This is a genomic window from Synechococcus sp. PROS-9-1, from assembly GCF_014279775.1.
Lineage (GTDB): Bacteria > Cyanobacteriota > Cyanobacteriia > PCC-6307 > Cyanobiaceae > Synechococcus_C.
Window position 1 is genome coordinate 1,552,314 of sequence record NZ_CP047961.1, and the last position, 26,253, is coordinate 1,578,566.

Sequence of the window (26,253 nt, forward strand, 5' to 3'; positions counted from 1 at the left end):
AGCCAGATCCCAGCGATAAAGCACGCATCCGTAACAATGGCGTAACGACTAGGTGCCGCCAACTTGGCTCGCGGCTAAAACCCGATCGAGTTTGTCTTCCAAATAGCGCAGGAATGGTTCAGACGTCAGGGCTCGGCCACTCACGGCCTGTACCAGTTGTTCCGCATTCATCGCCCGTCCGACAGGATGCACATGCTCCCGGAGCCAGTCCAACAAGGGTGCGACATCACCACGACGTACATGCTCCTCAGGGCATCCAATAGCAGCAGCCATCGCCTCGCTCAGCTGAGCACTGATCAGATGTCCAAGCAGATACGAAGGGAAGTATCCGAACAGTCCTTCGCTCCAGTGCACATCCTGAAGGCAGCCCTCTGCGTCATTGGATGGTGTCACGCCAAGAAGCTCTCCATAACGCCGATTCCATTCAGCAGGAAGCTCCTCCACCGACAGGCCTTGCTCGAGCAAAGCAATTTCTAGATCCGTTCGAATCATGATGTGCAATCCATAGCTGAGCTCATCGGCCTCCACCCGGTTCAAACCAGGAGCCAAAGGATTCATCGCCCTCCAAAGATCATCTGCTGATGAGAGCGGAGCGCCGGCAGCCTCAAAATCCGGCCACCACTGCTGCGCAAACGGCTGACTTCTTGCGACCCGATTTTCCCAAAACAGCGATTGACTTTCATGCACGGCCATGGATGTCGCCTGCCCCAGAGGCCAGGCAAACCATTGATGTTTCTGATCAGGAAGACCCTGCTCATAAAGGGAGTGTCCCCATTCATGGGCTGTGGCCAGGAAACAGGACAGCGGTTGCCCTGGAACAACTCTGGTCGTGATCCTGTAGTCGTTCGGACCAAGCGTGATCGAGAAGGGATGGGGGGATCGCGCAACACAGGTCATCGACGCATCGCGTCCCCAGGAGGTCAACAAGGTGTCGCAGAGCTGTTGCTGTGCTGGTTCAGGGAGATCCCAACTGAGCTCTCGCTGACGTGGCTGCCGACCAGCTTGTTGCAACAACTCTGGCAAGCGCTGCCGAAGCGGTGCAAACAACTCCAGCAAACGCTTCAAGGTGAGATCGGGCTCAAATGGCTGAGCCAGTGTTTCCCAACAACTGCGCGGCTCTGCAAGCTGTCGAGCCTGTTCTTGACGCAATCCAATCATGGTGCGCAAGGAGGGAGCAAACACGCCGAAATCGGAGTTGGCTCGTGCTTGTTGCCAAGTGTTGTAGCCGTCGGCTTTAGCCGTTGCCAACGCTGCCACCAAAGCAGGGTCTAACGCCTGTTGCCGGCCTAGATCCTGCTCGAGCAAGTCAAGATTCCGGCCGCAAGCGGCCTTCTCTGTCGTTGAAAGCCCTGACTGGCTCCACTCAACACGGGCCTCCTGGATCAGATCGGCGTAATCGCGGGAGCTCTGCCGTGAATGCAGTTGAATCGCCAGAAGCGCCAACTGCTCTCCTCGCCAAGATGCCCCACCGGAGGGCATGCGGGTGTTTTGGTCCCAATACAACGTGCTCGCAATGGAGCCAGTGATTTTGGTCTGATGCAGGTAATCGCCTAACCGATCCCAGGCCGTTGTCCTGGATCCCATCTGGGCTCCATCTCTGATTGAACCCTATACAGCTCGGTGCTTGAAGGTAAAGACACCAACACATTTCAGACAGAGTTTCAAGAGTCCTCTTGTCTGCTGTAAGCAGCAGGCACAAGCACCAGAAACAACATCCACCAAGCCAAAATTGCCAAGGTGATGGGAAGCGTGATCCAAAGTCGATGAAGGAATAGCCAGCTGCCAAGCGAAATAACAACGCCTGTGAGGACAATGCTCCAGGGCTGACACCACCACGGTTTAAGGGACCAAAAGGCAACCGGCTGCTGATTCACGTTCCGACCTACTTCTTCCTGCAATAACCAGCACCCACATTCATCCAGCCGGAGTCGCAAGCCTCACCATTTGTTGGCCTCATTTGATAATTAATGGGCGATACGCAGGTGGTGCCAAGAGTATTCACATAACCCAATGGGCACTGATTATGACCCTGTGCTTTTGGGATCCTTTTTTGAGCCAACGCCTCGGTTGGTGAGATCAACGACAACAACATCCCGAGAGCAAATAAACGGACCATTCAAATTGCAATAACTAAGGCACCTTAGTGATCACATTGCCGGGCGTCAGAAAACAACGACTCATTGTTTGCGGCAATACCCTCCCCCCACATCCAGCCATCCGGATGGGCAGGATCGGCCATCGATGACTTGAACTGTATGAGTCATCATCCCGAGGGTGCTGCATTTTCCATTGAGCATGTCGACATAGCCCAAGGGACAACGGCTCTCGATCTTTTCAACAATCCTCTGCGCCGAAGCGGATGGTGCCTGACAGGCCCACAACACAATCGATGTTGTGGCAACGACAGCGCTCACACTCCAGGTCCGCAAAGAGGACGAACGACCAAGCAAGGGCGTCATCGCCATCGGCACTCAAAACGCCCTAAAACATTAGTGGTGGTTTTACCCATGTTTGGGTTCTGAACCAAACTCCAGATATCTCAAGATCCAGATTCATCTATGTCAAAGCAAGCTGTTTTGCTCGATGACGCGGCACTTCAAAGCCTCTGCTCTTCTTGTCCTTCCTGGACGATTGCATCTGATGGACTGGAAAAAGAGTGGAGCTTCCACTCCTTCGTTGAAGCCTTTGGCTTCATGACTCAGGTCGCACTCCTAGCCGAATGCGCCAATCACCATCCCGAGTGGAGCAATGTTTATAACCGTGTCACCATTCGTCTCACGACCCATGATCTTGGTGGACTCTCAAGCCGTGATGCCGAATTAGCCCTAGCGATCGACGCCCTCTCTCCAACCTTTTAACTCCGGCCATGTCAGCGACTGCTTCCAACCAAAGGATTGAAACCAACGGAACACCTGTCACCATTCTCACCGGATTTCTAGGCGCCGGAAAGACCACTCTCCTCAACCACATTCTCAGCAATCAAGACGGTCTCAAAACTGCTGTTCTGGTGAACGAGTTCGGAGAGATTGGCATCGACAACGATCTTGTGGTGAGCACCAGCGCAGACATGGTGGAGCTCAGCAATGGCTGCATCTGCTGCACGATTAATGGGGAATTGCTGGAAGCTGTCGATCGCATCCTGAAGCGTCCTGAACCCTTGGACTATTTGGTTGTGGAGACCACAGGTCTTGCCGATCCACTTCCCGTAGCCATGACATTTCTAGGCAGTGAATTGCGGGATCAGACCAGGTTGGATTCAATCATCACCCTCGTTGATGCTGAAAATTGCAATGCTCGCGTTTTTGAAAGTGAAGTTGGGCGCTCCCAAATTATTTATGGAGACATTCTTCTTCTAAACAAAACAGATTTGGTATCAACAGAGCGTGTCAAAGAATTAGAAGAAAGCCTACGCAGTATCAAAAAAGATGCCCGTATCCTTCATTCCGTGAAAGGAGATGTTCCCCTGCCTCTCTTGATGAGTGTTGGATTGTTTGAGAGCGATCGCGTTGCGACCAAAGCCGATCACGACCATCACGATCACGGGCACGACCATGACCATGACCATGGGCACCACGACCATCACGATCATGACCATGGTCACGCGCATCACGGCCATGACCATGCTGACCATCTCGACATCGAGGGCTATACCTCCCTGTCATTCAGCAGTGACGGACCCTTCTCCCTCCGCAAATTTCAAAACTTCCTCGACAATCAATTGCCCGAGAGCGTTTTTCGCGCCAAAGGCATCCTTTGGTTTAACGAAAGCGAAAAGCGCCATGTTTTTCATCTGGCTGGCAAACGCTTCTCCATTGATGACAGCGACTGGGATGGCGAACGCAAGAATCAACTGGTGTTGATCGGTCAGGAGATGGACCACAGCACCCTGAGGGGACAACTCAAAGCGTGTGTCGCCAAGGATGCCGGCAAAGGCTTTTCGTAAATCAACCACCCCATTCCAACGTTTGCGTTCAGGTTGAGATGTCGATACCGAAACATTCTGATTAGAGTTACGCCAGCTTTGGGTTGGCGATGTTTGAGCTCACCCTTCTGGGGACATGTTTCATTCTGATTGGCATCCTTCTCTGGTTTAACGCCAACTCTGACGATGACGACAACAGTGGTGGCGGATTAATGGAACCCGCACTCGTTCCAATTCCCGTAAGACAAGTCCGACGCTGAAAGGGCAGAGACCAAGCGAAGTGAGTCACTCTTGAGTACTGTTCTCAACAGTCTCTTGGTGCGAATGCAAGTCAGTGCCAATCCATGGCGACGACGTGGACCTGACTGCTTCCTTCCTGTGAACGTTCGATCCCTAGGCGATTCGAGATCAATCGCTCGGTTGGGTGATCTCTGTGGATGAGCGCTACCACTCATGACAAGCAAGAGCTTGCAAGGCCAGTGGCATCAGGGGAGGACCCTATTGGCAGTTGTGGCCTGCCTCCTCGCCGCACTCGCACTCTTTCCCTTGGGCGGATTAATTGGAGAGGGAGTCAGAGGCCTCCTTCTTGGTACGGCCAGCCTGGGTGCCGATGGTCTGATCCAAATCCGCGGAACAACCCTCCTGCTGCTTGGCACCGCGAGCCTCGGAGCCGTTCTTGGTTCAGCGAACGGCTGGCTGCTCGCCAATTGCCGCTTTCCAGGCCGACGCCTTCTTCGGGTTGCCCAACTGCTCCCTCTCGCCAGCCCTTCGTACCTTCTGGCTGCAACGCTCGTGGACCTGGGCAGCATCCATGGGATCCGAATTCATGGACTGGGTTGGGGGGTGCTGGTCATGGCTTTAAGCACCTATCCCTACGTTTTCCTGCTCAGCACTGAAAGCTTCAGCATCTGCGGTCGTCGCCAGCTTGAAGCCTGCCGATGCCTCGGAGTTGGTCCATGGGAAAGCTTTCGACGCATTGCCCTGCCGATGGCTCTCCCTGCCATCGGAGCCGGAATCGCACTGATGGGAATGGAGGTGGTCAACGAACTTGGGGCCGTTCAACTCCTAGGCATCCCAAGTCTCTCCGCTGGAATTCTCCAGGCCTGGCAACTCGAAGGAAATCCAGCAGGAGCGGTCGGACTTGCCCTAGTCACACTGATCATCGTGACGGGACTGTTGATCGGCGAACGCAAACTGCGTCGTCGTAGTCGTCGATGGTCGGAAGGCCTAACGGGTGGAGAATCCCCAAACTGGACTCTCACTGGAACGAGAGCCTTGGCCGCTCAGGCCTTGGGGTTCATTCCACCGTTTCTGAGCCTTGGCACACCCTTGATCTGGGCCTGCTTGAACCTTGATCAACTTCAAACCGGTTTACAGCCAGAGCTGTTTCTGCTGACCTTGCGCAGTCTTGGTCTCGCCCTTGCAGCAGCAGGCTTAGCCGTTGCAGCTGCCTTGCTCCTTGCCATCACAAAGCGCTGGACCACGGCCCCTTGGCTGCACAGCCTCACCTTTCTCGCCGGGCTCGGGTACGCGATTCCAGGTGCCGTGCTCGCCCTGGCCTTGCTCATCATTGGTGGCCCCTGGCAGCTCTCACCCATCCTGCTTTTGCTCTGGGGCTATAGCGATCGTTTCCTTGCTGTTGCCAAAGGGGGCCTTGATGCAGGCTTAGAACGAATGTCACCAAGCCTTGATGAAGCAGCCACTGGCCTGGGCTGCCGCTGGCCTGATGTGCTCCGTCGCATTCACATTCCCCTGCTGCAAGGACCGCTTGCGGTCGGTGCACTCCTGGTCTTCGTGGACACCGTGAAGGAGCTACCTCTGACCTTCGCGCTTCGACCCTTTGATTTCGACACCCTGTCGGTGCGAGTTTTTCAATACGCGAGCGACGAGCGGCTTGCCGCAGCGCTCTGGCCTGCATTGATGATCCTGGGACTCGGACTGATTGCCGCAGCTGCCCTCGTACCAGGCCTCGACCACACAACTGAGACTTAATTCTCCGGCAAAGACCGGCAACCAGGGCTACGGCGCGGAGCCAACAAATCCAGCAAATTTCCCAGGATCAAACTGAAATTATCGTCACTCACACTCACGAGAGTGCAGCGGCCCTCGCTAACAATCCAAACCCCGTGATCGCTCGTAAGCACCAACCCAAGACGATCATCCGATGCCTAGGAAGCAGCTTTTGAAAACCTCCCAGCGCATTGGGAGTTCAGGGAGCTGCCAAACCATCAGAACAGCCGGTTAAACGCGAACCTTTGCCGTCATCCAGGCATCACCCTTCACAGCAGCGGCAGCGATCAGATCCGCCATGGTCGCGAGCAATCGGTAGCTGAGTGCCACCGCAAGCAATGGCGCCTCCGGCACAATCGTTCCCATACGAAACAGCAGAACCGCCTCAAACACCCCCAAACCACCTGGAGCAGCAGGAACAACAAGACCAGCCGTCCAGGCAAGGGCAAAGGCCGCAAGCCAAAGACCCAGAGGCTGCCCAGCCAAGAGTCCGAACGTTTGCAAGCAACACCAAAAACCGGCAAATCGACAGAGCACAAACAGCAGTTCAGAGACCAAGGGCCACCAGGGGTATGACGTTCTGCCGCTGCCCAATTCCTCATCCTCAATGGAGGTCGTACCCCCCGGATCCACGCGATTGAGCTGGCGCAACTTGCTGGTCTCCAACCGACGCAACAAAGGCTCACGCCAACGCGGCAACAGCAGCGCGGAAGGGAGAACACAGAGCAACGCCAAACCGTTTTGAAACCCACCGAACGGCACCCAAAGCAGGGCGGCAACGGCCATCACCATCGGCTCCATCAGCACCGATACCAAAGCCTTGCCACCACCAAGATCAGGCTGCAGAGCACGAAAACGATCGAGGAAATGCCAGATGCCACCCGGCAAATATTTGAGCAAGTTGCTTCGCAGATAAAGCGGCACCAAAGCCAAGCGGCCCGGCCGATGTCCGAGCCAAACCACCAAAACCTTCCAAGCCAGAGCATTGACCACCAAGCTGAGCCAACTCAAACCAAGCCCCAACAACAACCAACACCATCCCTGTGGGCTGATCGTGAGGGCGCGCAATCCTGTGGCATGGCTTGCCAGCGCCACACCCACAAAGGCGAGGGTCAGCAGGGTGATCCAAAGGCGTAAACCACCAGGCAAAGAAAGCCGTTTCAGCACTGCCAGTCCTCCTCGGGCACAAAAGCATCAGCCTCGAGAGAGAGGCGGTTACGAAGTTCCATCACGCTGAGACCAGCCTCAGCAGACACACGCTGGAGCTCATCTTGCTCCCACTTGAGAGTGAAGGTCCCATCTGGACGGCGAGTCTGCTTGGCGCGAATCATGCCCCAAGGGGTTGCACTTGCCCCACAACGACGGGGCAGCACCCAGCGCCCCTGTTCGCGCTCCCTTAAGCCGATGGTTGGACTATGGCGCCACCACACCTCCCGCAAGGCAGCAGCCTGATCTGGCGTTGTAAGGGCGATCACCGAAGTACCAGGCCTTTGCTTTTTCATCAACACGGCTCCCTGAACCACATCCAACGCGCCAGCTAAACGAAGGTGCTGAGCCAGGCTTGCCAGCTCTTCGGCAGTGGCGTCGTCAATCCAGGCCTCCTGCACCACAAGTTCCTGCCAACAAGGCTCTGTTCTGCTCGCCTCACGAATACGGATCAAGCGCAGCAGGTTGGGACGATCCAAACAGCGATGGCCGAGGCCAATGCCTACAGCTTCAACCTCCATTCTTGAGGGGCGTTGGAAGTGATCCGCCAACACAGCCACCAAGGCCAACCCGGTAGGGGTGGTGAGCTCAGCAGCAGGAAGATCCTCCCCGGTGAGGAGCGGCAGCTGATGACGCTTTGCCAATTCGAGTACCGCCGGCACCGGAACAGGAAGCACCCCATGGGCCGTCGTCACTCGACCATGGCCGGTGGGAGGGGCTGTGCAATAAATCGAATCAGGGGAAAGGTTCTCGATGCCAGCGCAGACGCCGATCACATCAACCAAGCTGTCGATCGCGCCAATCTCATGGAAGTGAACTTGATCAGGGGCACAACCGTGCACCGTGGCTTCCGCATCAGCCAGGGCCTGAAACACCTGCAACACCTTTGTCTTTAGGGAAGGTGACAGCAACGCCTCCGAGATCAAAGAGCGCAGATCTAACCAGCGACGATGGGGAGGGTTGGGTTCCTCGCTGCTCACCGTGAGCCGAAGCCCACGCAATCCACCACTCTGAGCTTCCTCAACGTTGAGTCCATAGGCCTTGGCGAGACCAAGAGCTTGCAAGGGCTCATGCAAAACCGACTCCGGCACTCCTAAATCCAGGACTGCCGACAACAACATGTCCCCGGCAAGACCCGTTGGGCAATCAATCACCAGTGCACTCATGCTGGGTCTAGAGGCATGCCGTCCAACAGCCTGTTGGCAATCGATTCGATCTCAGTGCGTCGCGAACGCAAAAGCTGCTCCACCTCACGTCGGGCCCGGCGTTGCTCTCGCTGAGCCGTATCAACATCTTGTCCAGACACACCCCAGATGCGTCCCAACAGAGCCCTGTCATCTTCCCCTCCTTGAGGGGGTCCCTCGAGCAGCGTTTCCGCAGCCATTCCGGCCTGAAGAACCCGGCTCCAGCGACGCAAGTCTTCTAGAGACAAACGGGCCCGATCCGGTAGAGCAAATTCGGTGACACCATTGCAGCGCAACCCCGCCTGAAGACAACCACGGGTTCCAACAAGAACCCGTTTGACCTCAAGATTTTCCTCTTGAGCAACCAACCAGTGACCAGCCTCGTGAAACGCAACTCTGCGCAATCTGTTGCGTCCACCGGGCAGTGATTCCGCCAAAAGGTGGCCTCCCATCCCGTTGAACTGAGCTGCATCAACGGTGAGGCCCAAGAGTGCACCTCCCAACCCGAGAGCAATCCATGCCGTCGACAGTCCGATCAGTGGTCCAAACACAGCCAAACCGGTGGCACTGGCCACCGCGACACCGGCAGTGGTGTTGAAGGTGGGGGAAGAGGGCATCAGCTCAGGTCTTGGCAGGTCGGGGGCGAGCACCTCCCTTACGGGCTCCCTCCCGGCCTTTTCCGCCTCGCGTTGGCATCGGTGCAATCACTTCAACCCCCTCAACGGCGAGGAGCTGTCCTTGACGGCGCACATCCAAGCTCACGAAATGCCTTAGATGCTCGAGGGGGAGCTCTCCTGTGAGCTGCACTTTGAACGGCAAAGGACGGAATCCATCTGCTCGAGGCAGCTGCCGCACCTTCACGACGAGCTCATTGGCTTCTGGCTTTGTGAAAATCAATTCGCCGCGAATCGAGAAAAAGTCGTCGCCTTCTGGAAGTTGATCCGCGGAACCCTGGGCTTCTGAGCCTTCGGCATCCACGGCCTCGATCTCCGAGGCCTCCGCTGTCGCCAACGTGCTTGGCTCCCAAATTCCTGCAATTTGGAGATGCAGCTGCTCAGACTCACGGCAGCGGGGGTACACCACCCACAGGTGAGGCGTTGTCATATCGAGATGACGACGCATGAGGGTAAGCATCCTGCCAAGAACAACAGCCTCTAATTCATTGCCATCGGAATCGATCAAGACTCCCCGGGTCAGCTGATCGTCAGATTCCGGTCGATAGATGCCCCTAACAACACCGATCGCCCGGTACTGGAGGGGTTCTGTAACCGGGGAAATCGGATGGTCGCGCATTGCTGTGAGTGGCTTCCATTTGCCTGTAAGGACTCTAGCCAGCTCGGGGGATTCGATTCACAGTGGTCTAAGCACTCCCCAACCAGATTGCCCGGCGCTAACCGACTACAGGCGGTTCGAGATCGATGGATGATCGGATTGGGACTTCCTTTGGCCCTGATCACAGGCTGGTTAGTAGCCCAATCACTCAATCAAGCTCCAAAGGCAAATCAACAGATCAATCACCAGCTGCAGTCCCGCGTCAAGCCTGTCGAACATCCAGCCAAGACAAAGGCTCCTCAAACCATTGAGCCAGAGCAAAAGCTTGAGCAACTCGCCCTCTCCCATCCACGCGAGTGGCGTTGGCGCTTGCTCCTGGCCCAAATGAAGCTCCAACGAGGTGATCGCAATGGAGCAGGGCGTGAGCTCATCACCCTTCAAGCCCTATGGCCCAATCGCTCAGAAGTAAAGAACCTCCAACTGATCTTGGATATGGGAACAAAGCGGCAGGCCTCCGCTTTGGAACAGACAAGCGATCGTTTCAAGCAAGCCCCCAAAGGTCAACGACTCTCTCTTGGATTGCGCCTTGCTGATCTGCAACGTCTCTCCGGACAAGACATCGCAGCCATCGCCACCTACCGCCTCATTGCCACAGAATCTCCAGAGAGGGTGCAACCTCTTTTGGCCCTTGCCCTTCTCCATCGAGACAAGGGACAGAGACAGCTATCGCAAAAGGTATTGCTCAGTGTCCGAAACCGTCTTTCAGTCAATAAACAGGACAAGCAAGCCCTCGATCAGCTAGCGGTGCGCTGGCAACTTGATTCCTTCCGAAAGGGAGAGGACAGAACGCCAACACGTCGCGCAACCGTGCTGCCCCCGCCTCCTAAGGCGCGGGTTGAGACGATTCCAAAGCCTTAAGCGCCGCATCGATGGCGTCGGCGGGAGGTGTGGCGTCATTCATCGCATTGGCCCTGCGCAAACGATTCATCAAGTCCATAGGATTGGTGGCATCAAGCACCGACTCCTGGTCGTTCTGGCCTGGCACGGTCTGGAACACATCACGCTGCTGGGGAGACTGATAGCCGCTTCCCATCGGGCTTTCCTGAGCCAAAACCTCTACGGAGGTGAGCAGCGACATCGCACTGATGAGCCCAAGAAGATGAGGTCTTAACGCGGTAAGCGTTGGCACGTTCTCAGCTCCCAAACAACGGCCTGATGCTAAGGGTCACCTTCAGAAGCCGCATCATCCGTGCAAATCGCCAGCTGGAATGTCAATTCCGTGCGAACCCGACTGGATCATGTCCTGAATTGGCTTGAACACTCGGAGGTAGACCTGCTGGCATTGCAGGAAACCAAGGTGGATGATCCTCAATTTCCGCTAGAGCCTTTTCGCCAGAGGGGATATCAAGTTCAGTTTTACGGACAGAAGGCCTACAACGGCGTTGCACTGATCAGTCGCACACCCGTTGAAGACGTGCGCATGGGTTTCAGTGCAGAGCTCATTGACGATGTACAAGCCGAAGAGCTTAGTGCTCAAAAGCGCGTCATCAGCGCACTCATCGATGGCGTTCGAGTGGTGAATTTGTACGTCCCCAATGGATCGAGTCTCAGCTCGGATAAATACAGTTACAAACTCACCTGGCTGTCCTGTCTGGAGCGCTACCTCAGGGCCATTGAAACCAGAGATGAACCGCTGTGCGTGGTGGGAGATTTCAATATCGGTCTTGAAGCGAGAGACCTCCCTGATCCGGATCGTTTGTCCGGGGGGATCATGGCTTCAGATCGCGAACGGGACGCGTTAAGAGCGGCCTTAGGTCCTGATCTTCAGGACGCCTTTCGTCTGTTTGAACCGAACAGCGGCCATTGGAGCTGGTGGGATTACCGCAGTGGCGCTTGGGACCGAGATCGTGGCTGGAGAATCGATCACGTGTATCTCGATGAAACGCTTCGGGAGCTCGCGCGAAGCTGTTCGATCGACAAACAGGAACGGGGACGGATCCAACCCAGCGACCACGCACCTGTGGTGGTTGACCTGGCCTGGGAGTTAGAGGACGACGAAGAGGCTGAGGACTGATTTCAATACACAATTGCTTCTTCGGGAAGCGATTGTCCTTCTGCCTGCAACTGCACGGAACGTCGCATCGACTCGCCGCAGCTCTGTGGTGTGGGGAAAATTTTTCCGGGATTGGCACGACCAAGCGGATCAAAAGCAAGCCGAACCCATTGCATGCTGACCAGATCGTCAGCGCTGAACATTTGGTCGAGATAACAGCGCTTATCGCTGCCAACGCCGTGTTCACCGCTGATGCTGCCACCCACCTCAAGGCAAAGATGCATGATCGCGCCTCCGAGTGCCTTCACCCTTTCATTCACACCCTGTTCTGATGCGCGATACAGGATCAACGGATGCAGGTTGCCATCACCGGCATGAAACACATTCGCCACCACCAGACCATGTTCCGCACTGAGCTGATCGATGGCCTTGAGAACCCTCGGGAGAGCCGTACGCGGCACCACGCCGTCTTGGAGGTAATAGCTGGGATATTGCCTGCCAAGCGCAGAAATGGCACTTTTACGTCCTTTCCAGAGACGGGCGCGATCTTCTTCACTCCAGGCTTCACGGATATCGCCCGCCCCAGCCTCTCGACAGAGAGCCGAGGTGACTGTGACTGCTTGCTTGACCTCCGGTTCCTGGCCATCCAGCTCAATCAATAAAACAGCTCCAGCCTCCGGCGGATATTCCTCTTCTCCAAACGCTTCATTCACCGCTTTGATGCAGGTTTGATCCATGATTTCCAGCCCAGCCGGTAACACCCCAGCGCGAGTGATCAAGCGCACAGCCTCTCCAGCGGCCTGCATGGAAGGAAAATCTGCCAGCAACACGCCCACGGCATCCGGAGCATGCAACAAGCGAAGCGTGATCGCCGTGGCAATTCCGAGCGTTCCCTCACTCCCAATAAACACGCCCCGCAGATCGAGCTCAGCCGCATCGCATAACGAGGTTCCAAGGCGCGTGGGTGTGCCATCCGGCAGCACAACATCCAAGGCGAGCACATGGTTGCTGGTGACGCCGTACTTCAAGCAATGCACACCGCCTGAATTTTCAGCGATATTGCCGCCGATGCTGCAGACCACCTGACTCGAAGGATCTGGGGCGTAATAAAAGCCATCACCAACGACGGCACGACTCACCCAACTGTTGATCACACCGGGCTCCACCGTGATCGTCTGATTCTCGAGATCAATCTTGAGAATTCGGCGCATGCGACTGGTCACGACCAGAAGCGCTTCTTGCTCCACCAATGCACCGCCTGAAAGCCCAGTGCCACTCCCTCGAGCCACAAAAGGAATGCCCTGGCGGTGGCAACACGCCAAGATTTTGGCCACCTGATCGGCCGTTTCTGGCAAGACCGCAAGCTTCGGCATGTGGCGATCCATGGTGAGACCATCACAGTCGTAAGACAACAATTCCTGCCGCTTCGCGACGACTGACTTCGAGGGGAGGAACCCCCTCAACTCCCGCTCAAGCGCTGGCCAGTCGTAGTTCACTAATGACGTGCCGAACTGAAGCAACCTAGGCAGCTTTGTGATCAATTCTTAGGCTTCAACTACAGAAAAAACACATCGGGCCGATCTTGGGTCAAGATGTTGCACGGTTTGCAACTGCCCTTTGGCTCCCGTCCCCGTGACTGCTTCCACTCTGAACACCAGCCACTCCGAGGCCATCTTCAATGCGGCCAAGGCTCTGATGCCCGGCGGCGTGAGCTCTCCAGTGCGCGCTTTCAAGTCGGTCGGCGGACAACCCATCGTGTTCGATCGGGTCAAAGGGCCTTATGCCTGGGATGTTGATGGCAATAAATATGTTGATTACATCGGCAGTTGGGGACCAGCCATCTGCGGTCATGCCCATCCTGAGGTCATTAGCGCTCTCCAAGAAGCCATTGAGAAAGGCACAAGCTTTGGTGCTCCCTGCGCTTTAGAAAACACCCTGGCTGAGATGGTGATTGAAGCCGTCCCCAGCGTGGAGATGGTCCGCTTTGTGAATAGCGGCACGGAAGCCTGCATGTCGATGCTGCGCTTGATTCGAGCGTTCACGGGGCGCGACAAGATCATCAAGTTCGAAGGCTGCTACCACGGCCACGCGGACATGTTCCTCGTCAAAGCTGGCTCAGGGGTGGCAACACTCGGCCTACCCGATTCACCCGGAGTGCCACGGAGCACGACCGCGAACACGCTGACCGCTCCTTACAACGATCTGGAATCGGTCAAGCAGCTTTTTGCTGAAAACCCCGACGCGATCGCCGGGGTCATTCTCGAACCGATTGTTGGCAATGCAGGGTTCATCCAACCAGAACCAGGATTTTTGGAGGGTTTGCGAGAACTCACCAAAGAGAACGGAGCACTTCTGGTCTTTGATGAAGTGATGACTGGATTCCGTATCAGCTATGGCGGAGCCCAAGCACACTTTGGAGTGACTCCAGATCTCACCACGATGGGCAAGGTGATTGGAGGAGGTTTACCCGTTGGTGCCTATGGCGGTCGCAGGGAGATTATGGAAATGGTTTCCCCAGCTGGCCCTATGTATCAAGCAGGAACCTTGAGTGGCAATCCTTTGGCGATGACAGCTGGGATCAAAACACTCGAATTGCTCAAGCAGCCAGGCAGTTACGAAAAGCTCACCGCCACAACCGAACGCTTAATTCAAGGAATCCTGGAAGCGGGCCGCGAGGCTGGTCTTCCGATCACCGGCGGAAGCGTTGGTGCCATGTTTGGCTTCTTCCTCTGTGAAGGTCCAGTCCGAAATTTCGAAGAAGCGAAAACAACCGATGCAGTGCGGTTTGGACAACTGCACAGAGCGATGCTTGAACGCGGTGTTTACCTTGCACCATCAGCATTTGAAGCAGGCTTCACATCACTCGCCCATTCCGATGAGGACATCGACGCAACCATCAAGGCCTTCCGAGAAAGCTTCGCTTCTATCGCCTGAATAAATAAATCAAGTTGATGGCTCATTGAGTCGCAAATGCGATGCAGGGCCTTAAGTACAGAGCATTTGGGGCGGAAACTTCTGTACAGATGACAACTACTGCGGAAATATATTTGCAACAAGTAGCGCACGAATCAGCTTCGGCTGGAACCCAAATAATTACTTCAATCTCTCACTAAGCAATTAATTCACAGGCGCCTATATAAATGGCATATCTCCAAGCAATGCATTTTTAGGGAGTGTCAAAATCTATCCTTTTGGAGACAAGAAACTGTTTACATCTCTGAATGGTCAATTCATCTATAATTCATTTACAGCTCCCCAAGTCGACAACAGCTTTTCATTGCAACTTGGCACACAACTCTTTTAAAACTGTTCTGCCACAGCAGCTCCTTCTCCCCTACGAGGATCAGCCGCTCCATAACTTCCGCCATTGCGTTTCAACTCCACGCTGTTAGCGGAGCCCATCGAGCGTGTAAACCGCAATGCATGACCTCGCTGTCTCAACAGCTGAACGGTGTCTGGACTGAAACCCTGCTCAAGCTGCAAGGAGTCAGGCCATAGCTGACTGTGGATTCTTGGTGTAGCAACACTGGTCGCAAGATTGAGACCATGAACAATTCGGTTTAAAAGGACTTGAAGAACAGTTGTAATAATCCGGCTGCCACCAGGGCTACCCGTTGCCAACCAAGCATCACCCGCTTGATTCAACACAATGGTGGGAGTCATTGAGCTAAGGGGTCTTCGACGTGGAGCCACTGCATTTTGCTCCCCTTGCACCAAGCCATAGGCATTAGGGACACCAGGCTTGGCCGTGAAATCTGCCAACTCATTGTTCAAGAGAAAACCAGACCCTGGAACGGCGATTCCATTGCCATAGGCAAAATTCAAGGTTGTCGTTAACGCCACCAATGAACCATCACGGTCAGCAACAGAAAGATGGGTTGTATTGAAACCAGACGGCATAGGGGATTCTCCAGCCAAATCAGCCGCTGGAGTATGGGAGTTAAGATTTAATTGATTACGCAGATTATCAATATTTGATTGAGAAAGAAGCCTCCGAATCGGAATATCAATCTGATCTGGATCTCCTAGGAACTGATTACGATCCCGATAAGCGAGATTCATGCTCTCTGTGAGCAAATGGATAGAATCAGCACTGTTCACGCCTAAGGCCTCAAGATCAAAAGGCGCAATTAGCTTCAAGATCTGAAGGAGGGTAATTCCGCCACTACTTGGAGGTGGCATGGAGATCACCGCATGGCCACGAAAAACTCCCTTCACAGGTTCTACCCAAGGAGCAGTGAAGTCTGCTAAATCCCGATAATCAATAAGCCCACCCTGATCCTTCATTAAAGCAACAATATTGTGAGCAATCGTTCCTTCATAAAAACCCGAGATACCCTTCAGTGAAATGAGTTTTAGGGACTGAGCCAGCTCAGACTGACGCAGCTTTTCACCAGATTGATAAGGAATCCACTGAGCTCCACCATCAGGGAGCTCGACTTGTCGATAAAAAAGTGACCGTGCTGTGGGATCTTGGCTCAGACGTGAAAAGGCTCTTTTCAGAGAATCGGCCAATTGCGGATAGATCACAAAACCGTCGTCCGCAAGTTGGATTGAAGGAGCCATCACCTCTGCCCGATCCAAACGGCCAAAACGCTCCTGAGCCTTCAGAAGGCCAGCCACACTTCCGGGAACCCCGGTGCTCAATAAACTAAAAAATTCCTTGCTCTTACTCACTTCCCCATCAGGATCAAGAAAGAGGTCTCGATGCGCTAGATGAGGAGCAATCTCACGAAAATTAAGCGCATAGGATTTGCGCTCAGGTGCATGCCAGAACACAAGGAATCCACCTCCACCGAGATTTCCTGCCTGAGGCAAGGTCACTGATAGGGCAAAGGCCGTGGCGACAGCAGCATCCATGGCATTCCCCCCCTTTCTAAGCATTAAGGCACCCACCTCACTCGCCAATCGCTCCTGGCTACTGACGATTCCGAGTGATGAATGCACAGGGTGAAACCTCTGTCCAGACTCCTGCAGGAGATTTTTGGAGGTGGGCCTGGCCAAATGAACTTGATTGGCACGAACCAGAGGGGAACCTAAGAGCACAGCAATGCCTGTACATAGATTGACGGCCAAAAAAGTCGCGTACTTGTGAGTCACTAAGGAATCAAGAATAGACATCACGAACTTGGTTCAGTATCAACAATAACCAACATAAAAATGCAGCAATGGTTCTATTAAACATCCTAAGTCCTATCGACATCATCCAGAGAGGATTAATTCATGAGAAACTGATTCTCATAAGAGCAGGCAACCCAGTCCAGCCTCCCTGAGGCATGAAGCAAAACCTAGAAAAAACATCCAACTCATGCGATTATTTCAGGGAGAAGGGGCGTTCGATTGAATAGCACTATCACGGGCAGAAATAATCACACTTTTTGAATCGAATAACTATTTGATGTCAGGATTTAAGCAGCAATATCAAGACCAGTAACTTTAAATTTAGCGATAATTCTCGAATTGAAGTGGAACGTCTAATTCTTCCTCCTTACTTTTCACGAGTTGAATCGCAGCCTGAAGGTCATCCTTACTCTTGCCAGTAATGCGAAGACTTTCCCCTTGAATGGCAACCGTTACCTTCTTCAATTCATCGCGAACCATTTTGCTCAGCTTTTTCGCAAGCTCTTGACTAAGGCCCTTTCGTAATTGAATGACCTGCTTCACGCGATTTCCGCCAACAGCCTCAGAAGTTTGGAAGTCAAAAATCTTTAAAGAAAGATCTCGTTTAGTCGCTTTAGTCCTCAAGATATCTTCAACAGCTTGCAATGTCATATCACTAGCTGTGGTGATAACCACTTCCGTTTCCGCTAGATCAATCTCTGTGCCGGAGTCCTTAAGGTCATAGCGATTTCCAACATCCCGGCGGACTTGATCCAGAGTATTGACCAGCTCCTGGCGGTCAAAATCAGAAACCACATCAAATGAATATGACGCCATAGTGCTGTGCTGCTGTTCCGAACAGGTCTTCGCTCAACTTACTCACGTTGAGCGATCATGGCAGGTTAACAAACAAACTCACAGCATCACCGTTGCTTTTGGCGATAAAAGCAAAGTTCCAAGCCCCAAGCCCAAAAGCAGTTGCAACATCCATGCCATAACATCACACGCCATGTCACAGGGCGATCCAACGATGATCTGAAATGTCTAATAAATATTATTTAAAGCAAAAAATTGGCGGACAATTGATATTGAGCCCATCTCAAATCTAATTTATGATTTCGAAAGACTTACCAACTCAAGAATCCAGGCTCTTCATGACAACACCACTCGATCAGGCTCGCTTCATTGCCGATGAAATGGAAAACCTTGCTGATCAGCTGAAGCCTGAGGTGATTCGAGCGGCTCGATCTGATGCAGAAGGCCGCAAGAATCTCGATCGTCTTGAATATGCCCTTGGAACGATTGGGAAGGCACTCATCCTTACTGACTACAGCGTGGATGAACAAAAAGACCTCGACAAACTTGAGGAGTTCAGGGAACTGCATGGAAAGCAGTGAGGCCCTAAAACATCCATCCTCAGGTCAAATCCAAACCCCCGTTATGGGTTAAACCCATCGGATGCAGCTTGCTCTAAGTCTTTCCAGGTTAAGTCAATCAGGGGGAGCGCTTCATCAATTTCTCTTTTCAAGCCTGAGGCCTCATCACTCAGCCCCTGCTCGATCAGCTGCTGATATTTCTTGTATTGGTTGACCCAGATCAGGATCGTTGGGGTGCTGTTCGTCATGCTTCTAGTGTGACGCGACATTTCGAAACATCCCATAGGCAGAGGATGTTAGTGAAATGCCATTGGGGATCAAGTCAAAACCAAAGCTAATCGATTTATACGCTGGTAAGGCCTGGTTGCTCGAGACCTCACGTATCAACTAGCTAGTCAATACTGACATCCAAGAGTGCTGGTGCAGGTTTTCAGCTGAAATAGCGTTCCTACAGCCAATGGAGTCCGACCATCAAAGTGTTTTCAAGGACACAATTCTGAACCCAAGCGTGCAACACGTTGAAAGAATATCCAAGACGTCAGAAGAATCTGATCCATCGTATGAACGAATCAAAAGCATGAAACGGCTTTCAGGCATTCCTTCTAAAACAATTCTCACTCAACTGGGTTGAGTGAGTCAACAAACAACCCCAAACAAGAGGCTAGAAGTCATGTTTTTCGCCCTCAACCACCATCGCAACCAATAAAGGCCAGTAGCGATAGCTCGATCGAATCAAGAGGGCCCAAATGAGCCAGAGAAGCCAAAAATTCACGCTCTCATCAGTGGCCTGACGGCAGTCCTGTTGCAACCGTTTCGCCACAGAACCTGAAACTTGCTCTTGCAACGAGCGATTCATCACTGCACACACCCTCCCGGCTGGAAGGCGGAACAATTCTGCAGAGAGCCAAGCCGGAGCTAAAGCCACTGGGATAGCAACCAACCATCTACCGACAAATCGTTCTAAGGAACGACTCGGCACGATGCGTATCGGCTTGGGAGAGGGCATCAAACTCCAATCCAGACGCGCACTGTCCTGAAATTAGAAACGGTTGGAGAACAAGACCAGCGCATTGACATCAAGCGAAAGCTTTTCCATCGATTACACGTTGACGAACCGCTCTGATCAAGGCTTAAGGAGTCAGCATCACGCAGCTTGATTCAAGGAAGTCAGGATGATTACTTCAGTTGGTGGTGGCATCCTCTGCCCAAAACTCACTCCAGCCAGCAGTTCCGACGTCATTGGGATAAAGCCAAACGCCGTTTCGGCCAACGTTGATCGCCATGAACAACGACCGATTTTGTTGGATTTTCACTGGAACGATCAACACTCACTTCACAAAGTGATCCACAGAGATACCTCACCTGCTCTAATGCCATGGCACGCCCAGGGGAAAAAGAGCAAATGCTAGGGGCACAATCCACAACTCAGAAAGCCGCTTGAAACCAACGAGCAAATCAATATCAATGAACATTCTATGACGCACCAATACAAGCAGATTGCGACACATCTGTGATCACAGAAATCACATTCAACCCAAATTATTTAGCGATCAACTCTTACGTTTGACGCTTAAATGTATAACATCCACCGTGGTACCCAGTAAAGGGCTGCGCATAGGTAATCAGTTCCCAGCCTTGTTGCCCAAGCTCATTCATCAATCCCACCAAAGTGACCTCATGCTGTGGATTCCTTCGAGAAATTAACTGCTTTTCATCAAGCCAAAGCTCTTCGATTTCTCCAGTCCAAGACTTTCCTTTCGGAACAAAACGCAATTGCGTGTATTCCCACGTCATTGAGGTCAGCCATCATCTTATTGACTGTAAAGCAAAGATGAGCTGACTAACCCTCGAAAACACAATCTCCATGCACTAAAAGGTCGCCACTGCACCTGAAGCATGAGCAACCGTGATAAAGCGAGGGCTGATGCATGGTTCAACATCGCAACGCACGGATGCCTCAAGGCTGCGCAAACCAGTGGTGAGTGATCCGGATCAGGCATCTGCCCTCAGCCAACGACAAACACGGCCGTGACAAAAACAGCAGAAATAGCGGCTAGAAAACTGCCGATACCGGCAGCTTGAATCAAGTTTGGGCTCATCAGAAGTCCTCAATGCCCATGGTCTGGCTCAATCCAAGCTCTGATATCAAGGTCTGTCGTGAAACGGAAACGAAAAAGCGACCAGAAGAAGAGAGGCCGCCCCTCCCGGATGGAAGAGACGGCCTAGCTCGCTCGTTTATGCATATCGCTAACCAAGATCCAGTGAATCTGTATCGGAGAAGCGTGAACCTCGAAACGACAACAGTGAACGGAAAGAGGAGTGCGAAGCGTTTGGCGTTTGGCGCCTGGGGCCTGGTTCCTAAGTGGTGAGTGGTTGAACTCCTTAGGGCACCTGTTTCGGTGCAGATGGAGTGTCGATCGACGTGGCGTTCAAGAGATTGCCTACCGAAGGACGGAACTCGCCGTTGGGTGAAAAACTGTTGGAGCAGGGGCCAAGTGGTCAGGCTGCTTCTTTGATCTGCTGAGGTGGAGTATCGGCCGTCATGGCTCCTCCGATTTCGATACACAAACTGTGGCGCAGGCGAGCGAAAAGCACATCGGTGCAATGGCGCATTGCTATCAGAAGCAAAACCGACGACATTAGGAATGGCGTGATTGTGATCCTTCTGAACTGGAAAGGCATCGCGACCTTTAGCACTTCAGGAGGAAGAGCAACCAAGACGCACAGTGAAGCGAGGAGCAACAGAACAAAAGCTCATAAAGCCAGGTTCACTGTGCATGTTCGTAGCAAAGACGTCGTCTGTTGCGAAGGAACATTTGGGAGCACATCCAGAAGATCAATAGCGAGGAGAAATCCAGGCCTCTCTCCGTTTCCTTTATCCTCCATCTCTTTCACGATGCCAACTCAGCAAAGAATGAGATAACCACCAGAAGACATCGAATAAAGCACGTGGGCGAATCACCTACTCGAGCAAGTCGAAGGCTTGCAGTACTTTCAAGCGAATGCCTCCAAGTTTTGCCCAAGCCGCTAAGGCATCAGCTTTGGAGGCATAAGGTCTCCAATCGTCTTCAACAATGCGACGCTGAATATGAGCCGCCACGCGTTGAGCTACAGCTTTATCACTAGGGCGATCGAGATAGATCGTTGTCCCGTTTAGCTCAATATCCATTTCAGTTCGAGTCTCTTCGCAAAGTGGGGATCTCTACGTTGCTGCTAACAACCTTAATCCACTCTCTCATCCTCGAGTCCACCGACGACCTACCCCTAGCAAGAAAGAAGGCGAAGCACCTCTTTTTTTAAGACCGTACCTTCAACCGAACAGCAGTCAGGGATAAAACTCAATAGATTTCATGAAGTATTGACCCAGCAAATGACCAACCATCGCTTATCAATCGAACAAAAATTTCAACTAGAAGCCGCTTTTAGAGACATTGATGCTTGCGATGACATTGGCAAACTTCGCGAGATCACTAAAGCAATCATCACAGCACAAGAAAATGAGAAAGCTTTTGCAAGAGAAGCTATTTCACGAATGCGTCAAGAGATAGATGTACAAATGATTTCTAGCTTTGGATTCAATCGTGCTGCTGGCTGAAAAGAGCATGACCAGTTAATCGCAATATTTAGCTTGCAAGTTACAACGCAATTATCGTTAACATCGGACACAAATTATCCATAATTTTCGTTAATTCGGAAAACTTAAAACGATTATCTCTAAAACTAGGTCCTAGCATTTTCTTATTTACTTTCATTGATGCAAATATTTCCTGTTTCCAATCCTAAGGATCCTTGTTCAAATAGCTTGATCGCCTGGAGTTTCGTTGTTCCCACGATAAAACTCAATAGCTCACAAATGTGTTTGGATTTAGCACTTTTACTTCCAGCGTACGGCGCTCATGGCTGGGCTCATCGCCGAGATCATGCATCAATTTCAAGGGCATCTGCACACTCACCAATAGAAAAACATGACACCAACCAAAGGTTGGGGCATAAAGAGGAGACACAGTAGATCCACACATGCCACTACCCAAATGGGAAACGATGACGGACGAAAGTCAAGCGATGGTTAAGAAGACCGGTATTGGAATAGGTGCTGGCATCTTGGTGGTTTGGGTTGCCTTGGGGTTCATCAAGGCAATCCTTCCAATCATTTTCCTTGGCGGTGCAGGCTATATGGGTTGGAAAGTCCTCAATAAAAAATAGAGCTGATTGCTGATCAGTCCATGGGGCTGCAGCGTTGCAACAGAGAGAGGGGGATATCGCTACGCTCCCATAACAAGCAACGCATCGACTCTGCAGTGATTCCAGAGGACTTCGACTATTCGGCCTCCATTTCCATGATGGACGTCAGAGAAAATCTGCCTTTCGTTGATCCTGAGAATCTCTCATCCCAAGACGTGTTGGAGGTGCTTCTGCACCTGTTTCGGCAAAAACCCGGATTTGTTGACCGAGGGCATGAAATCAATAACAAGGAAACGGCCTGGGTGAATGCATTCCTGTTTCGACTCAAGCCAGGCATCGATCACGATGGAATGGAAGCATTCGTCGTTGAGGTCATCGGCTCGAGTGTTGACCGGATGGCAAACCTACGTTGAGCATCACGCACTGCATCAAAAGGATTGGCGAATCAGATCTCAGGAGTAAACAATCACCATAGAAAACTCATATATCAAGCCATCAGCTGCAGACCATCCAGGGAGCGGACAATGTGCGTGACTTCATCACCATTGACCCAGTGGATAACGCCATCATCTACATCGGAGACTTGAAACATTGTGTTCACCATCGGATCCCTTGCTCCCCCTTCACAGAACACCACCTGTCCCATCCACCAGTTGCCATCAACCTTTCGCGCAACCTGCTGCTCCGCCTGCACAATCACAAAGTCGCCAGAACTAACGCTCAGGAATACAGGAGCATCCTTGCCCGCAAACGGACTCCTGCTCTGGAGAGAGTGGTCGATACTCACCAATACGCCTGAACTACTTCTCGCGTTCTAGGGCGTCTGCTTCGGTTGGTCAAGTCCCTGGCCAAGGCTGTACCGAGAAAAGCTTGCGCTCCCAATCGCGTAAGCAAAGGGGGGAGAAGATCTTGGTCATTAGCTTCTTGAAGACAATGCCAGCTCTGCAGGTCATAGCAGACAGAGTGAAGTGGTGAAAATGTCCAGTGAGGAGCACTGGTGAGCAGTTGGATACCAATCAACAGCTCTCTATCCCCCGCGAAAACGATCTAAAAAGATCCTGAAACCGAACCTCCAATGCGGGTAGCACCTCTTCCAAACCAGAAACCATTGGAATCACATCACCACTGACTCCCATCAGCAAAGGGCGCAGCGAGCTAAATCAAAGGGCCCAAATCAAATGACAATTAGAAGCGAATATTTGATCTGTAGACATCTAAACGCAGGACTGGGCCAAGCGTTTGAGAGGGAAGCAGGGAAGGAGATTCAGGGTAAAAACTTGCCGACCATTCGTAAACCCCCTGCTTTGGATTAATACTTGGGATAACCACGCTAACGATCTGACCAGGCTTAATGGAAGGTGTGAAGACAATCTCAGTAATTCCACTCTCATTATTGAACTGTATACTTGCAAGACCTTTTTCTCCACGCTTACGCATATTATAAAAGCCAGAATAAACCGAGAGATCCTTACCTCGCCATTTCCATCTCTCAGTACCATTAATTTGCGACAAAGAAATTCTTTTTAGATTCGCCCCAGCATTTACTGGAAGCTCCAATGAAATAACCGGATAAGACCTCTGATACGCATTGGAATATGAATTATGAATTGAAATATTTTTAGGAGGACTTTCGAAAAACTCCAGACCGTATAGCTCTGTCGATTGCGCGCTCAATGGCTGAGCAAAAAGAAAAAGAAGAGAGAGAGTCGCAGCCTTATTCACAGATCCTTTTCTTTTGATTCTAGGAGACAATTGAAGGAAAGATGCAAAGAGCAGACGCATGCAACAGGGCTGATGCATCCATAGGGCAGAAGAACAGAGCCGTCGCACTGGAGTGAAGTCATCTCCTTGTCAAAGGAGTCTGCATCTCAGCAAAACACAACCCCCTCACATCATGAAATTTCCGGTGATCTTTCGGACTCCCTCATTGCTGATCCCTGGCCTGGGCCATTGGTAAAAACTAGATCGCGAGCCTTTGGATCATGCCTTTTGGCTGTTTCCCGCTGATGCTTATCGAACAAACGTGGGGCTCACAATCCCTTGATGCAGGCGGAGCAGCAAGGGATTAGAGGCCAACAAAGATGGGGGGCAAATCGACAAACCACTCTTTTTTACGCCATGGCAGAAGATAGCCCTGCCAGTGGCCAGGATTCAACGAGTGATTGAGAAACTGTGAACCCGAATGGGCTGCAGCGAGCTTTTAAAAACCACCAAAACGCAAAGCGAGCTCCAGGGCCCCATAACCAAAAAGGAACGTGCTTCCAAGCAGTGCCAACTCTTTTTTAGAACTTGCCATAGGAAGAAGGGACGAACCCACCAGCAACGCTCCAAAGAATCTAAAGGGAATCTGAAGTTCCAATATTTAGAAAACTATCAATTTGGGCATTATGAGCGGCCTCTTTACGCAATTTCATGAAAAAAGCGTAACAAGGCACGCTTTTGAGCCACCACGCAATCTTTCTATTTATATCTAGCAAGATAAAAATCCATCAGCTCCAGTGACAACCCCCTTCTAACGAGCACAGTCCTTGTGGCCCACAATCTTGTTTTAGCCAGAGATTTTGGCCAGCAATTGCGCAAAGCATCAGCCTGATCTTCCCCAAGTCACTGGCTTCACTGAAATTTTGGTGGTTGCCGCGATAGAGAGAAGCTTTTTGTGCCTGTGCATGCCTTGCTTTCTGGTTTTCGCTTGGCAAACTGGGCCACCTATCCGATTGTCCTTTTGTCAGTCGATCGCAATTTAAGAGCTGTCGCGGCCAAGTCCCCTGCAGATGCAGCCCGTCTTCAGCAGGAGGAGCGTCTCCGCATGCCAGGTTTCCGTGGAACCCAGGCTGCACCGAGAGCGGATCTCAACGGGATAGGAGCGGCTTCGGCTTCAATTAGTTGATTCATTCAATGCAGGGAAGTCTGCTGGCTAAGGGCGTTACAACACCCGAAAGGGAAAGCTTTATGAGCAGAAGCCTTCTCCTTCGTTTCAGATCACCTTCCTCAAGAAAAAAACTTCTAAACGTCAATTGCATTCAGCTTTGCTGCCAAGACAGCATCGGCTTGCGTTAGGCCATCAACCTTATGGGTGTAAATCACCGCTTCCGCATGTGCCCAGCCCAGGGAAAACTCAGCATGGTGTCCCTCGACCTCACAGATTGCTCCTGCTGCATTCACCCAATCGAGGGCCGTCTGGAAGTCGATAAATCGCAGCGATCGAGAGAGATGATGGTTATCGACCACCTGCCATCCAGGCAGTTGAGGCAGCAGATCAGCAAGTTCCACTTCTGTGAGCTTGGGAGCACCTTCCTGGCAGGGGATACAGGTCTGTTTTGCTAAATCCATTGAGATCTCCGGCAGCCTTTGAAGTATGGCCGTAGCACTTAAGACAATGACGCGGGAGCTGAGGCTAAAAATCCAGCCTCTACATGGGCCACTCCTTCCGTAGCCTCAAGATCAAGTGCCGGTGACGCATGGACGAAGACAGCAGAAAGGCCAGACGAACTACTTTTGCCTGGGTTATCGGCGCCAACATCGCCGCATGGGGCCTCTACCTCGTCCTAACAAAGGTCGTGGGGATCGATTTCGACATGATTCGCCAGGCCAATTACGGCTGACTCCGTAAGAAGAGTTTGGCCGGAATCGCCTAGACGAACGAATTAGACAGCCGTTGCTCGAAGCACAGCCGCGATTGCTTGTGGTGAGCCTTGATAAGAGGAACCATTCATCGTCAGGATGACGGCATTTTCTGCACGCTCAGCTTTGATGTCTTCTCGGGTGCGCCGCGACATAAAAAAAGAGCTCGACTTTCGCTGAAACCCCTTGCTGTGATTAACGCCCCCTGTGTGATTCGAACACACGACCGACTGCTTAGAAGGCAGTTGCTCTATCCAGCTGAGCTAAGGGAGCATCTACTCATTTTGACAGTCGACGTACGCCACCCCCCTTAAGCTTCTGAGCTGT

General features: G+C 52.3%; 33 protein-coding genes and 1 tRNA gene. 13 read left to right on the forward strand and 21 right to left on the reverse strand.

Features of this window, described 5'->3' with window-relative positions; genetic code table 11:
* Nucleotides 1–48: 48 nt before the first annotated feature.
* The 4 genes from SynPROS91_RS08330 to SynPROS91_RS08340 form a co-directional block, all read right to left on the reverse strand.
* Entirely contained in the window at nt 49–1,584 is a 1,536-nt protein-coding gene (locus SynPROS91_RS08330) for a carboxypeptidase M32 (protein WP_186516011.1), read from the reverse strand.
* Between the two features lie 77 nt (nt 1,585–1,661).
* Nucleotides 1,662–1,874, reverse strand: a complete 213-nt coding sequence (locus tag SynPROS91_RS08335; RefSeq protein WP_186516012.1) for a DUF6737 family protein — start codon at nt 1,872–1,874, stop codon at nt 1,662–1,664.
* An 8-nt stretch (nt 1,875–1,882) separates the two neighbouring features.
* Complete coding sequence (locus SynPROS91_RS12230; RefSeq protein WP_255439696.1) at nt 1,883–2,116, reverse strand: hypothetical protein; 234 nt, start codon at nt 2,114–2,116, stop codon at nt 1,883–1,885.
* Between the two features lie 61 nt (nt 2,117–2,177).
* Complete coding sequence (locus SynPROS91_RS08340) at nt 2,178–2,465, reverse strand: hypothetical protein (RefSeq protein WP_186516013.1); 288 nt, start codon at nt 2,463–2,465, stop codon at nt 2,178–2,180.
* Between the two features lie 93 nt (nt 2,466–2,558).
* Between SynPROS91_RS08340 and SynPROS91_RS08345 the strand changes: the two genes are divergently transcribed.
* The 4 genes from SynPROS91_RS08345 to SynPROS91_RS08360 all read left to right on the forward strand — a co-directional run bounded on the left by SynPROS91_RS08345 (nt 2,559) and on the right by SynPROS91_RS08360 (nt 5,914).
* Entirely contained in the window at nt 2,559–2,858 is a 300-nt protein-coding gene (locus SynPROS91_RS08345) for a 4a-hydroxytetrahydrobiopterin dehydratase (protein ID WP_186516014.1), read from the forward strand.
* Between the two features lie 8 nt (nt 2,859–2,866).
* Nucleotides 2,867–3,943, forward strand: a complete 1,077-nt coding sequence (locus SynPROS91_RS08350) for a GTP-binding protein (protein WP_186516015.1) — start codon at nt 2,867–2,869, stop codon at nt 3,941–3,943.
* A gap of 89 nt (nt 3,944–4,032) precedes the next feature.
* A complete protein-coding gene (locus tag SynPROS91_RS08355) occupies nt 4,033–4,182 on the forward strand; it encodes a hypothetical protein (protein WP_186516016.1) in 150 nt (49 codons plus the stop codon).
* A 193-nt stretch (nt 4,183–4,375) separates the two neighbouring features.
* Complete coding sequence (locus SynPROS91_RS08360) at nt 4,376–5,914, forward strand: iron ABC transporter permease (protein WP_186516017.1); 1,539 nt, start codon at nt 4,376–4,378, stop codon at nt 5,912–5,914.
* Between the two features lie 249 nt (nt 5,915–6,163).
* Here SynPROS91_RS08360 and SynPROS91_RS08365 read toward each other — a convergent pair whose 3' ends face one another.
* From SynPROS91_RS08365 to SynPROS91_RS08380, 4 genes are read right to left on the reverse strand one after another with little or no spacing between them, the layout of a single operon-like run.
* Complete coding sequence (locus SynPROS91_RS08365; RefSeq protein ID WP_186516018.1) at nt 6,164–7,099, reverse strand: lysylphosphatidylglycerol synthase domain-containing protein; 936 nt, start codon at nt 7,097–7,099, stop codon at nt 6,164–6,166.
* Nucleotides 7,093–8,304 carry a nickel pincer cofactor biosynthesis protein LarC gene (gene larC / locus SynPROS91_RS08370; protein WP_186516019.1) on the reverse strand — a complete coding sequence of 404 codons (1,212 nt, stop codon included), beginning with the start codon at nt 8,302–8,304 and terminating at the stop codon, nt 7,093–7,095. Before larC ends, SynPROS91_RS08365 begins: the two co-directional genes overlap by 7 nt.
* Nucleotides 8,301–8,939, reverse strand: a complete 639-nt coding sequence (locus SynPROS91_RS08375; RefSeq protein ID WP_186516020.1) for a hypothetical protein — start codon at nt 8,937–8,939, stop codon at nt 8,301–8,303. The genes larC and SynPROS91_RS08375 overlap by 4 nt, the downstream gene beginning before the upstream one ends.
* Nucleotides 8,940–8,943: 4 nt before the next feature.
* Nucleotides 8,944–9,615: a hypothetical protein gene (locus SynPROS91_RS08380; RefSeq protein WP_186516021.1), complete on the reverse strand. Its 672-nt coding sequence runs from the start codon at nt 9,613–9,615 to the stop codon at nt 8,944–8,946.
* A gap of 87 nt (nt 9,616–9,702) precedes the next feature.
* Between SynPROS91_RS08380 and SynPROS91_RS08385 the strand changes: the two genes are divergently transcribed.
* Nucleotides 9,703–10,512: a lipopolysaccharide assembly protein LapB gene (locus SynPROS91_RS08385; protein WP_255439697.1), complete on the forward strand. Its 810-nt coding sequence runs from the start codon at nt 9,703–9,705 to the stop codon at nt 10,510–10,512.
* Here SynPROS91_RS08385 and SynPROS91_RS08390 read toward each other — a convergent pair.
* On the reverse strand, nt 10,478–10,783 hold the full coding sequence (locus SynPROS91_RS08390; RefSeq protein WP_186516022.1) for a hypothetical protein: 306 nt from the start codon (nt 10,781–10,783) through the stop codon (nt 10,478–10,480). The two genes, SynPROS91_RS08385 and SynPROS91_RS08390, sit on opposite strands and share 35 nt — an antisense overlap.
* A 60-nt stretch (nt 10,784–10,843) precedes the next feature.
* Between SynPROS91_RS08390 and xth the strand changes: the two genes are divergently transcribed.
* Nucleotides 10,844–11,668: an exodeoxyribonuclease III gene (gene xth, locus SynPROS91_RS08395; protein ID WP_186516023.1), complete on the forward strand. Its 825-nt coding sequence runs from the start codon at nt 10,844–10,846 to the stop codon at nt 11,666–11,668.
* A gap of 2 nt (nt 11,669–11,670) precedes the next feature.
* On the opposite strand, the gene SynPROS91_RS08400 is transcribed toward xth, so the two are convergent.
* The gene (locus SynPROS91_RS08400; RefSeq protein WP_186519649.1) at nt 11,671–13,143 is read right to left on the reverse strand and encodes an FAD-linked oxidase C-terminal domain-containing protein; all 1,473 of its coding nucleotides are present in this window, start codon (nt 13,141–13,143) and stop codon (nt 11,671–11,673) included.
* 136 nt (nt 13,144–13,279) lie between these two features.
* Between SynPROS91_RS08400 and hemL the strand changes: the two genes are divergently transcribed.
* On the forward strand, nt 13,280–14,581 hold the full coding sequence (gene hemL, locus SynPROS91_RS08405) for a glutamate-1-semialdehyde 2,1-aminomutase (protein WP_186516024.1): 1,302 nt from the start codon (nt 13,280–13,282) through the stop codon (nt 14,579–14,581).
* Between the two features lie 366 nt (nt 14,582–14,947).
* Here hemL and ggt read toward each other — a convergent pair whose 3' ends face one another.
* A complete protein-coding gene (ggt, locus tag SynPROS91_RS08410; protein ID WP_186516025.1) occupies nt 14,948–16,768 on the reverse strand; it encodes a gamma-glutamyltransferase in 1,821 nt (606 codons plus the stop codon).
* Between the two features lie 321 nt (nt 16,769–17,089).
* On the reverse strand, nt 17,090–17,584 hold the full coding sequence (locus SynPROS91_RS08415) for a YajQ family cyclic di-GMP-binding protein (protein WP_186516026.1): 495 nt from the start codon (nt 17,582–17,584) through the stop codon (nt 17,090–17,092).
* 317 nt (nt 17,585–17,901) lie between these two features.
* On the opposite strand from SynPROS91_RS08415, the gene SynPROS91_RS08420 reads away from it, so the two are divergent.
* Nucleotides 17,902–18,144 (forward strand): hypothetical protein, encoded by a 243-nt coding sequence (locus SynPROS91_RS08420; protein ID WP_186516027.1) that lies wholly within the window; start codon nt 17,902–17,904, stop codon nt 18,142–18,144.
* A 41-nt stretch (nt 18,145–18,185) separates the two neighbouring features.
* Here the strand turns inward: SynPROS91_RS08420 and SynPROS91_RS08425 are convergent, their stop codons facing one another.
* The 5 genes from SynPROS91_RS08425 to SynPROS91_RS08445 all read right to left on the reverse strand — a co-directional run bounded on the left by SynPROS91_RS08425 (nt 18,186) and on the right by SynPROS91_RS08445 (nt 21,292).
* On the reverse strand, nt 18,186–18,371 hold the full coding sequence (locus SynPROS91_RS08425) for a hypothetical protein (RefSeq protein ID WP_255439699.1): 186 nt from the start codon (nt 18,369–18,371) through the stop codon (nt 18,186–18,188).
* Between the two features lie 413 nt (nt 18,372–18,784).
* Complete coding sequence (locus SynPROS91_RS08430; RefSeq protein ID WP_186516029.1) at nt 18,785–19,129, reverse strand: hypothetical protein; 345 nt, start codon at nt 19,127–19,129, stop codon at nt 18,785–18,787.
* Nucleotides 19,130–19,680: 551 nt separating this feature from the next.
* A complete protein-coding gene (locus tag SynPROS91_RS08435) occupies nt 19,681–19,917 on the reverse strand; it encodes a hypothetical protein (protein WP_186516030.1) in 237 nt (78 codons plus the stop codon).
* 705 nt (nt 19,918–20,622) lie between these two features.
* The gene (locus tag SynPROS91_RS12080) at nt 20,623–20,763 is read right to left on the reverse strand and encodes a hypothetical protein (protein ID WP_222929389.1); all 141 of its coding nucleotides are present in this window, start codon (nt 20,761–20,763) and stop codon (nt 20,623–20,625) included.
* A 322-nt stretch (nt 20,764–21,085) separates the two neighbouring features.
* Nucleotides 21,086–21,292 (reverse strand): hypothetical protein, encoded by a 207-nt coding sequence (locus SynPROS91_RS08445; RefSeq protein WP_186516032.1) that lies wholly within the window; start codon nt 21,290–21,292, stop codon nt 21,086–21,088.
* A gap of 201 nt (nt 21,293–21,493) precedes the next feature.
* Here SynPROS91_RS08445 and SynPROS91_RS08450 point away from each other — a divergent pair, with 201 nt between their 5' ends.
* From SynPROS91_RS08450 to SynPROS91_RS08460, 3 genes are all read left to right on the forward strand, one after another.
* Nucleotides 21,494–21,718 (forward strand): hypothetical protein, encoded by a 225-nt coding sequence (locus SynPROS91_RS08450; protein ID WP_255439704.1) that lies wholly within the window; start codon nt 21,494–21,496, stop codon nt 21,716–21,718.
* A 446-nt stretch (nt 21,719–22,164) separates the two neighbouring features.
* Nucleotides 22,165–22,326 (forward strand): hypothetical protein, encoded by a 162-nt coding sequence (locus tag SynPROS91_RS08455; RefSeq protein WP_255439705.1) that lies wholly within the window; start codon nt 22,165–22,167, stop codon nt 22,324–22,326.
* A gap of 20 nt (nt 22,327–22,346) precedes the next feature.
* Nucleotides 22,347–22,718 (forward strand): hypothetical protein, encoded by a 372-nt coding sequence (locus SynPROS91_RS08460; protein ID WP_255439706.1) that lies wholly within the window; start codon nt 22,347–22,349, stop codon nt 22,716–22,718.
* A gap of 74 nt (nt 22,719–22,792) precedes the next feature.
* On the opposite strand, the gene SynPROS91_RS08465 is transcribed toward SynPROS91_RS08460, so the two are convergent.
* Both SynPROS91_RS08465 and SynPROS91_RS08470 read right to left on the reverse strand, forming a co-directional pair.
* Nucleotides 22,793–23,092: a DUF3104 domain-containing protein gene (locus tag SynPROS91_RS08465; protein ID WP_186516035.1), complete on the reverse strand. Its 300-nt coding sequence runs from the start codon at nt 23,090–23,092 to the stop codon at nt 22,793–22,795.
* Nucleotides 23,093–23,490: 398 nt separating this feature from the next.
* The gene (locus SynPROS91_RS08470) at nt 23,491–24,087 is read right to left on the reverse strand and encodes a DUF2808 domain-containing protein (protein WP_186516036.1); all 597 of its coding nucleotides are present in this window, start codon (nt 24,085–24,087) and stop codon (nt 23,491–23,493) included.
* A 907-nt stretch (nt 24,088–24,994) separates the two neighbouring features.
* On the opposite strand from SynPROS91_RS08470, the gene SynPROS91_RS08475 reads away from it, so the two are divergent.
* Nucleotides 24,995–25,192, forward strand: a complete 198-nt coding sequence (locus tag SynPROS91_RS08475; protein ID WP_186516037.1) for a hypothetical protein — start codon at nt 24,995–24,997, stop codon at nt 25,190–25,192.
* A 116-nt stretch (nt 25,193–25,308) separates the two neighbouring features.
* Here SynPROS91_RS08475 and SynPROS91_RS08480 read toward each other — a convergent pair whose 3' ends face one another.
* On the reverse strand, nt 25,309–25,635 hold the full coding sequence (locus SynPROS91_RS08480; RefSeq protein ID WP_186516038.1) for a 4a-hydroxytetrahydrobiopterin dehydratase: 327 nt from the start codon (nt 25,633–25,635) through the stop codon (nt 25,309–25,311).
* Nucleotides 25,636–25,763: 128 nt separating this feature from the next.
* On the opposite strand from SynPROS91_RS08480, the gene SynPROS91_RS08485 reads away from it, so the two are divergent.
* Nucleotides 25,764–25,907 (forward strand): hypothetical protein, encoded by a 144-nt coding sequence (locus tag SynPROS91_RS08485; protein WP_186516039.1) that lies wholly within the window; start codon nt 25,764–25,766, stop codon nt 25,905–25,907.
* 218 nt (nt 25,908–26,125) lie between these two features.
* On the opposite strand, the gene SynPROS91_RS08490 is transcribed toward SynPROS91_RS08485, so the two are convergent.
* Nucleotides 26,126–26,199, reverse strand: a tRNA-Arg gene (locus tag SynPROS91_RS08490).
* Nucleotides 26,200–26,253: the final 54 nt, after the last annotated feature.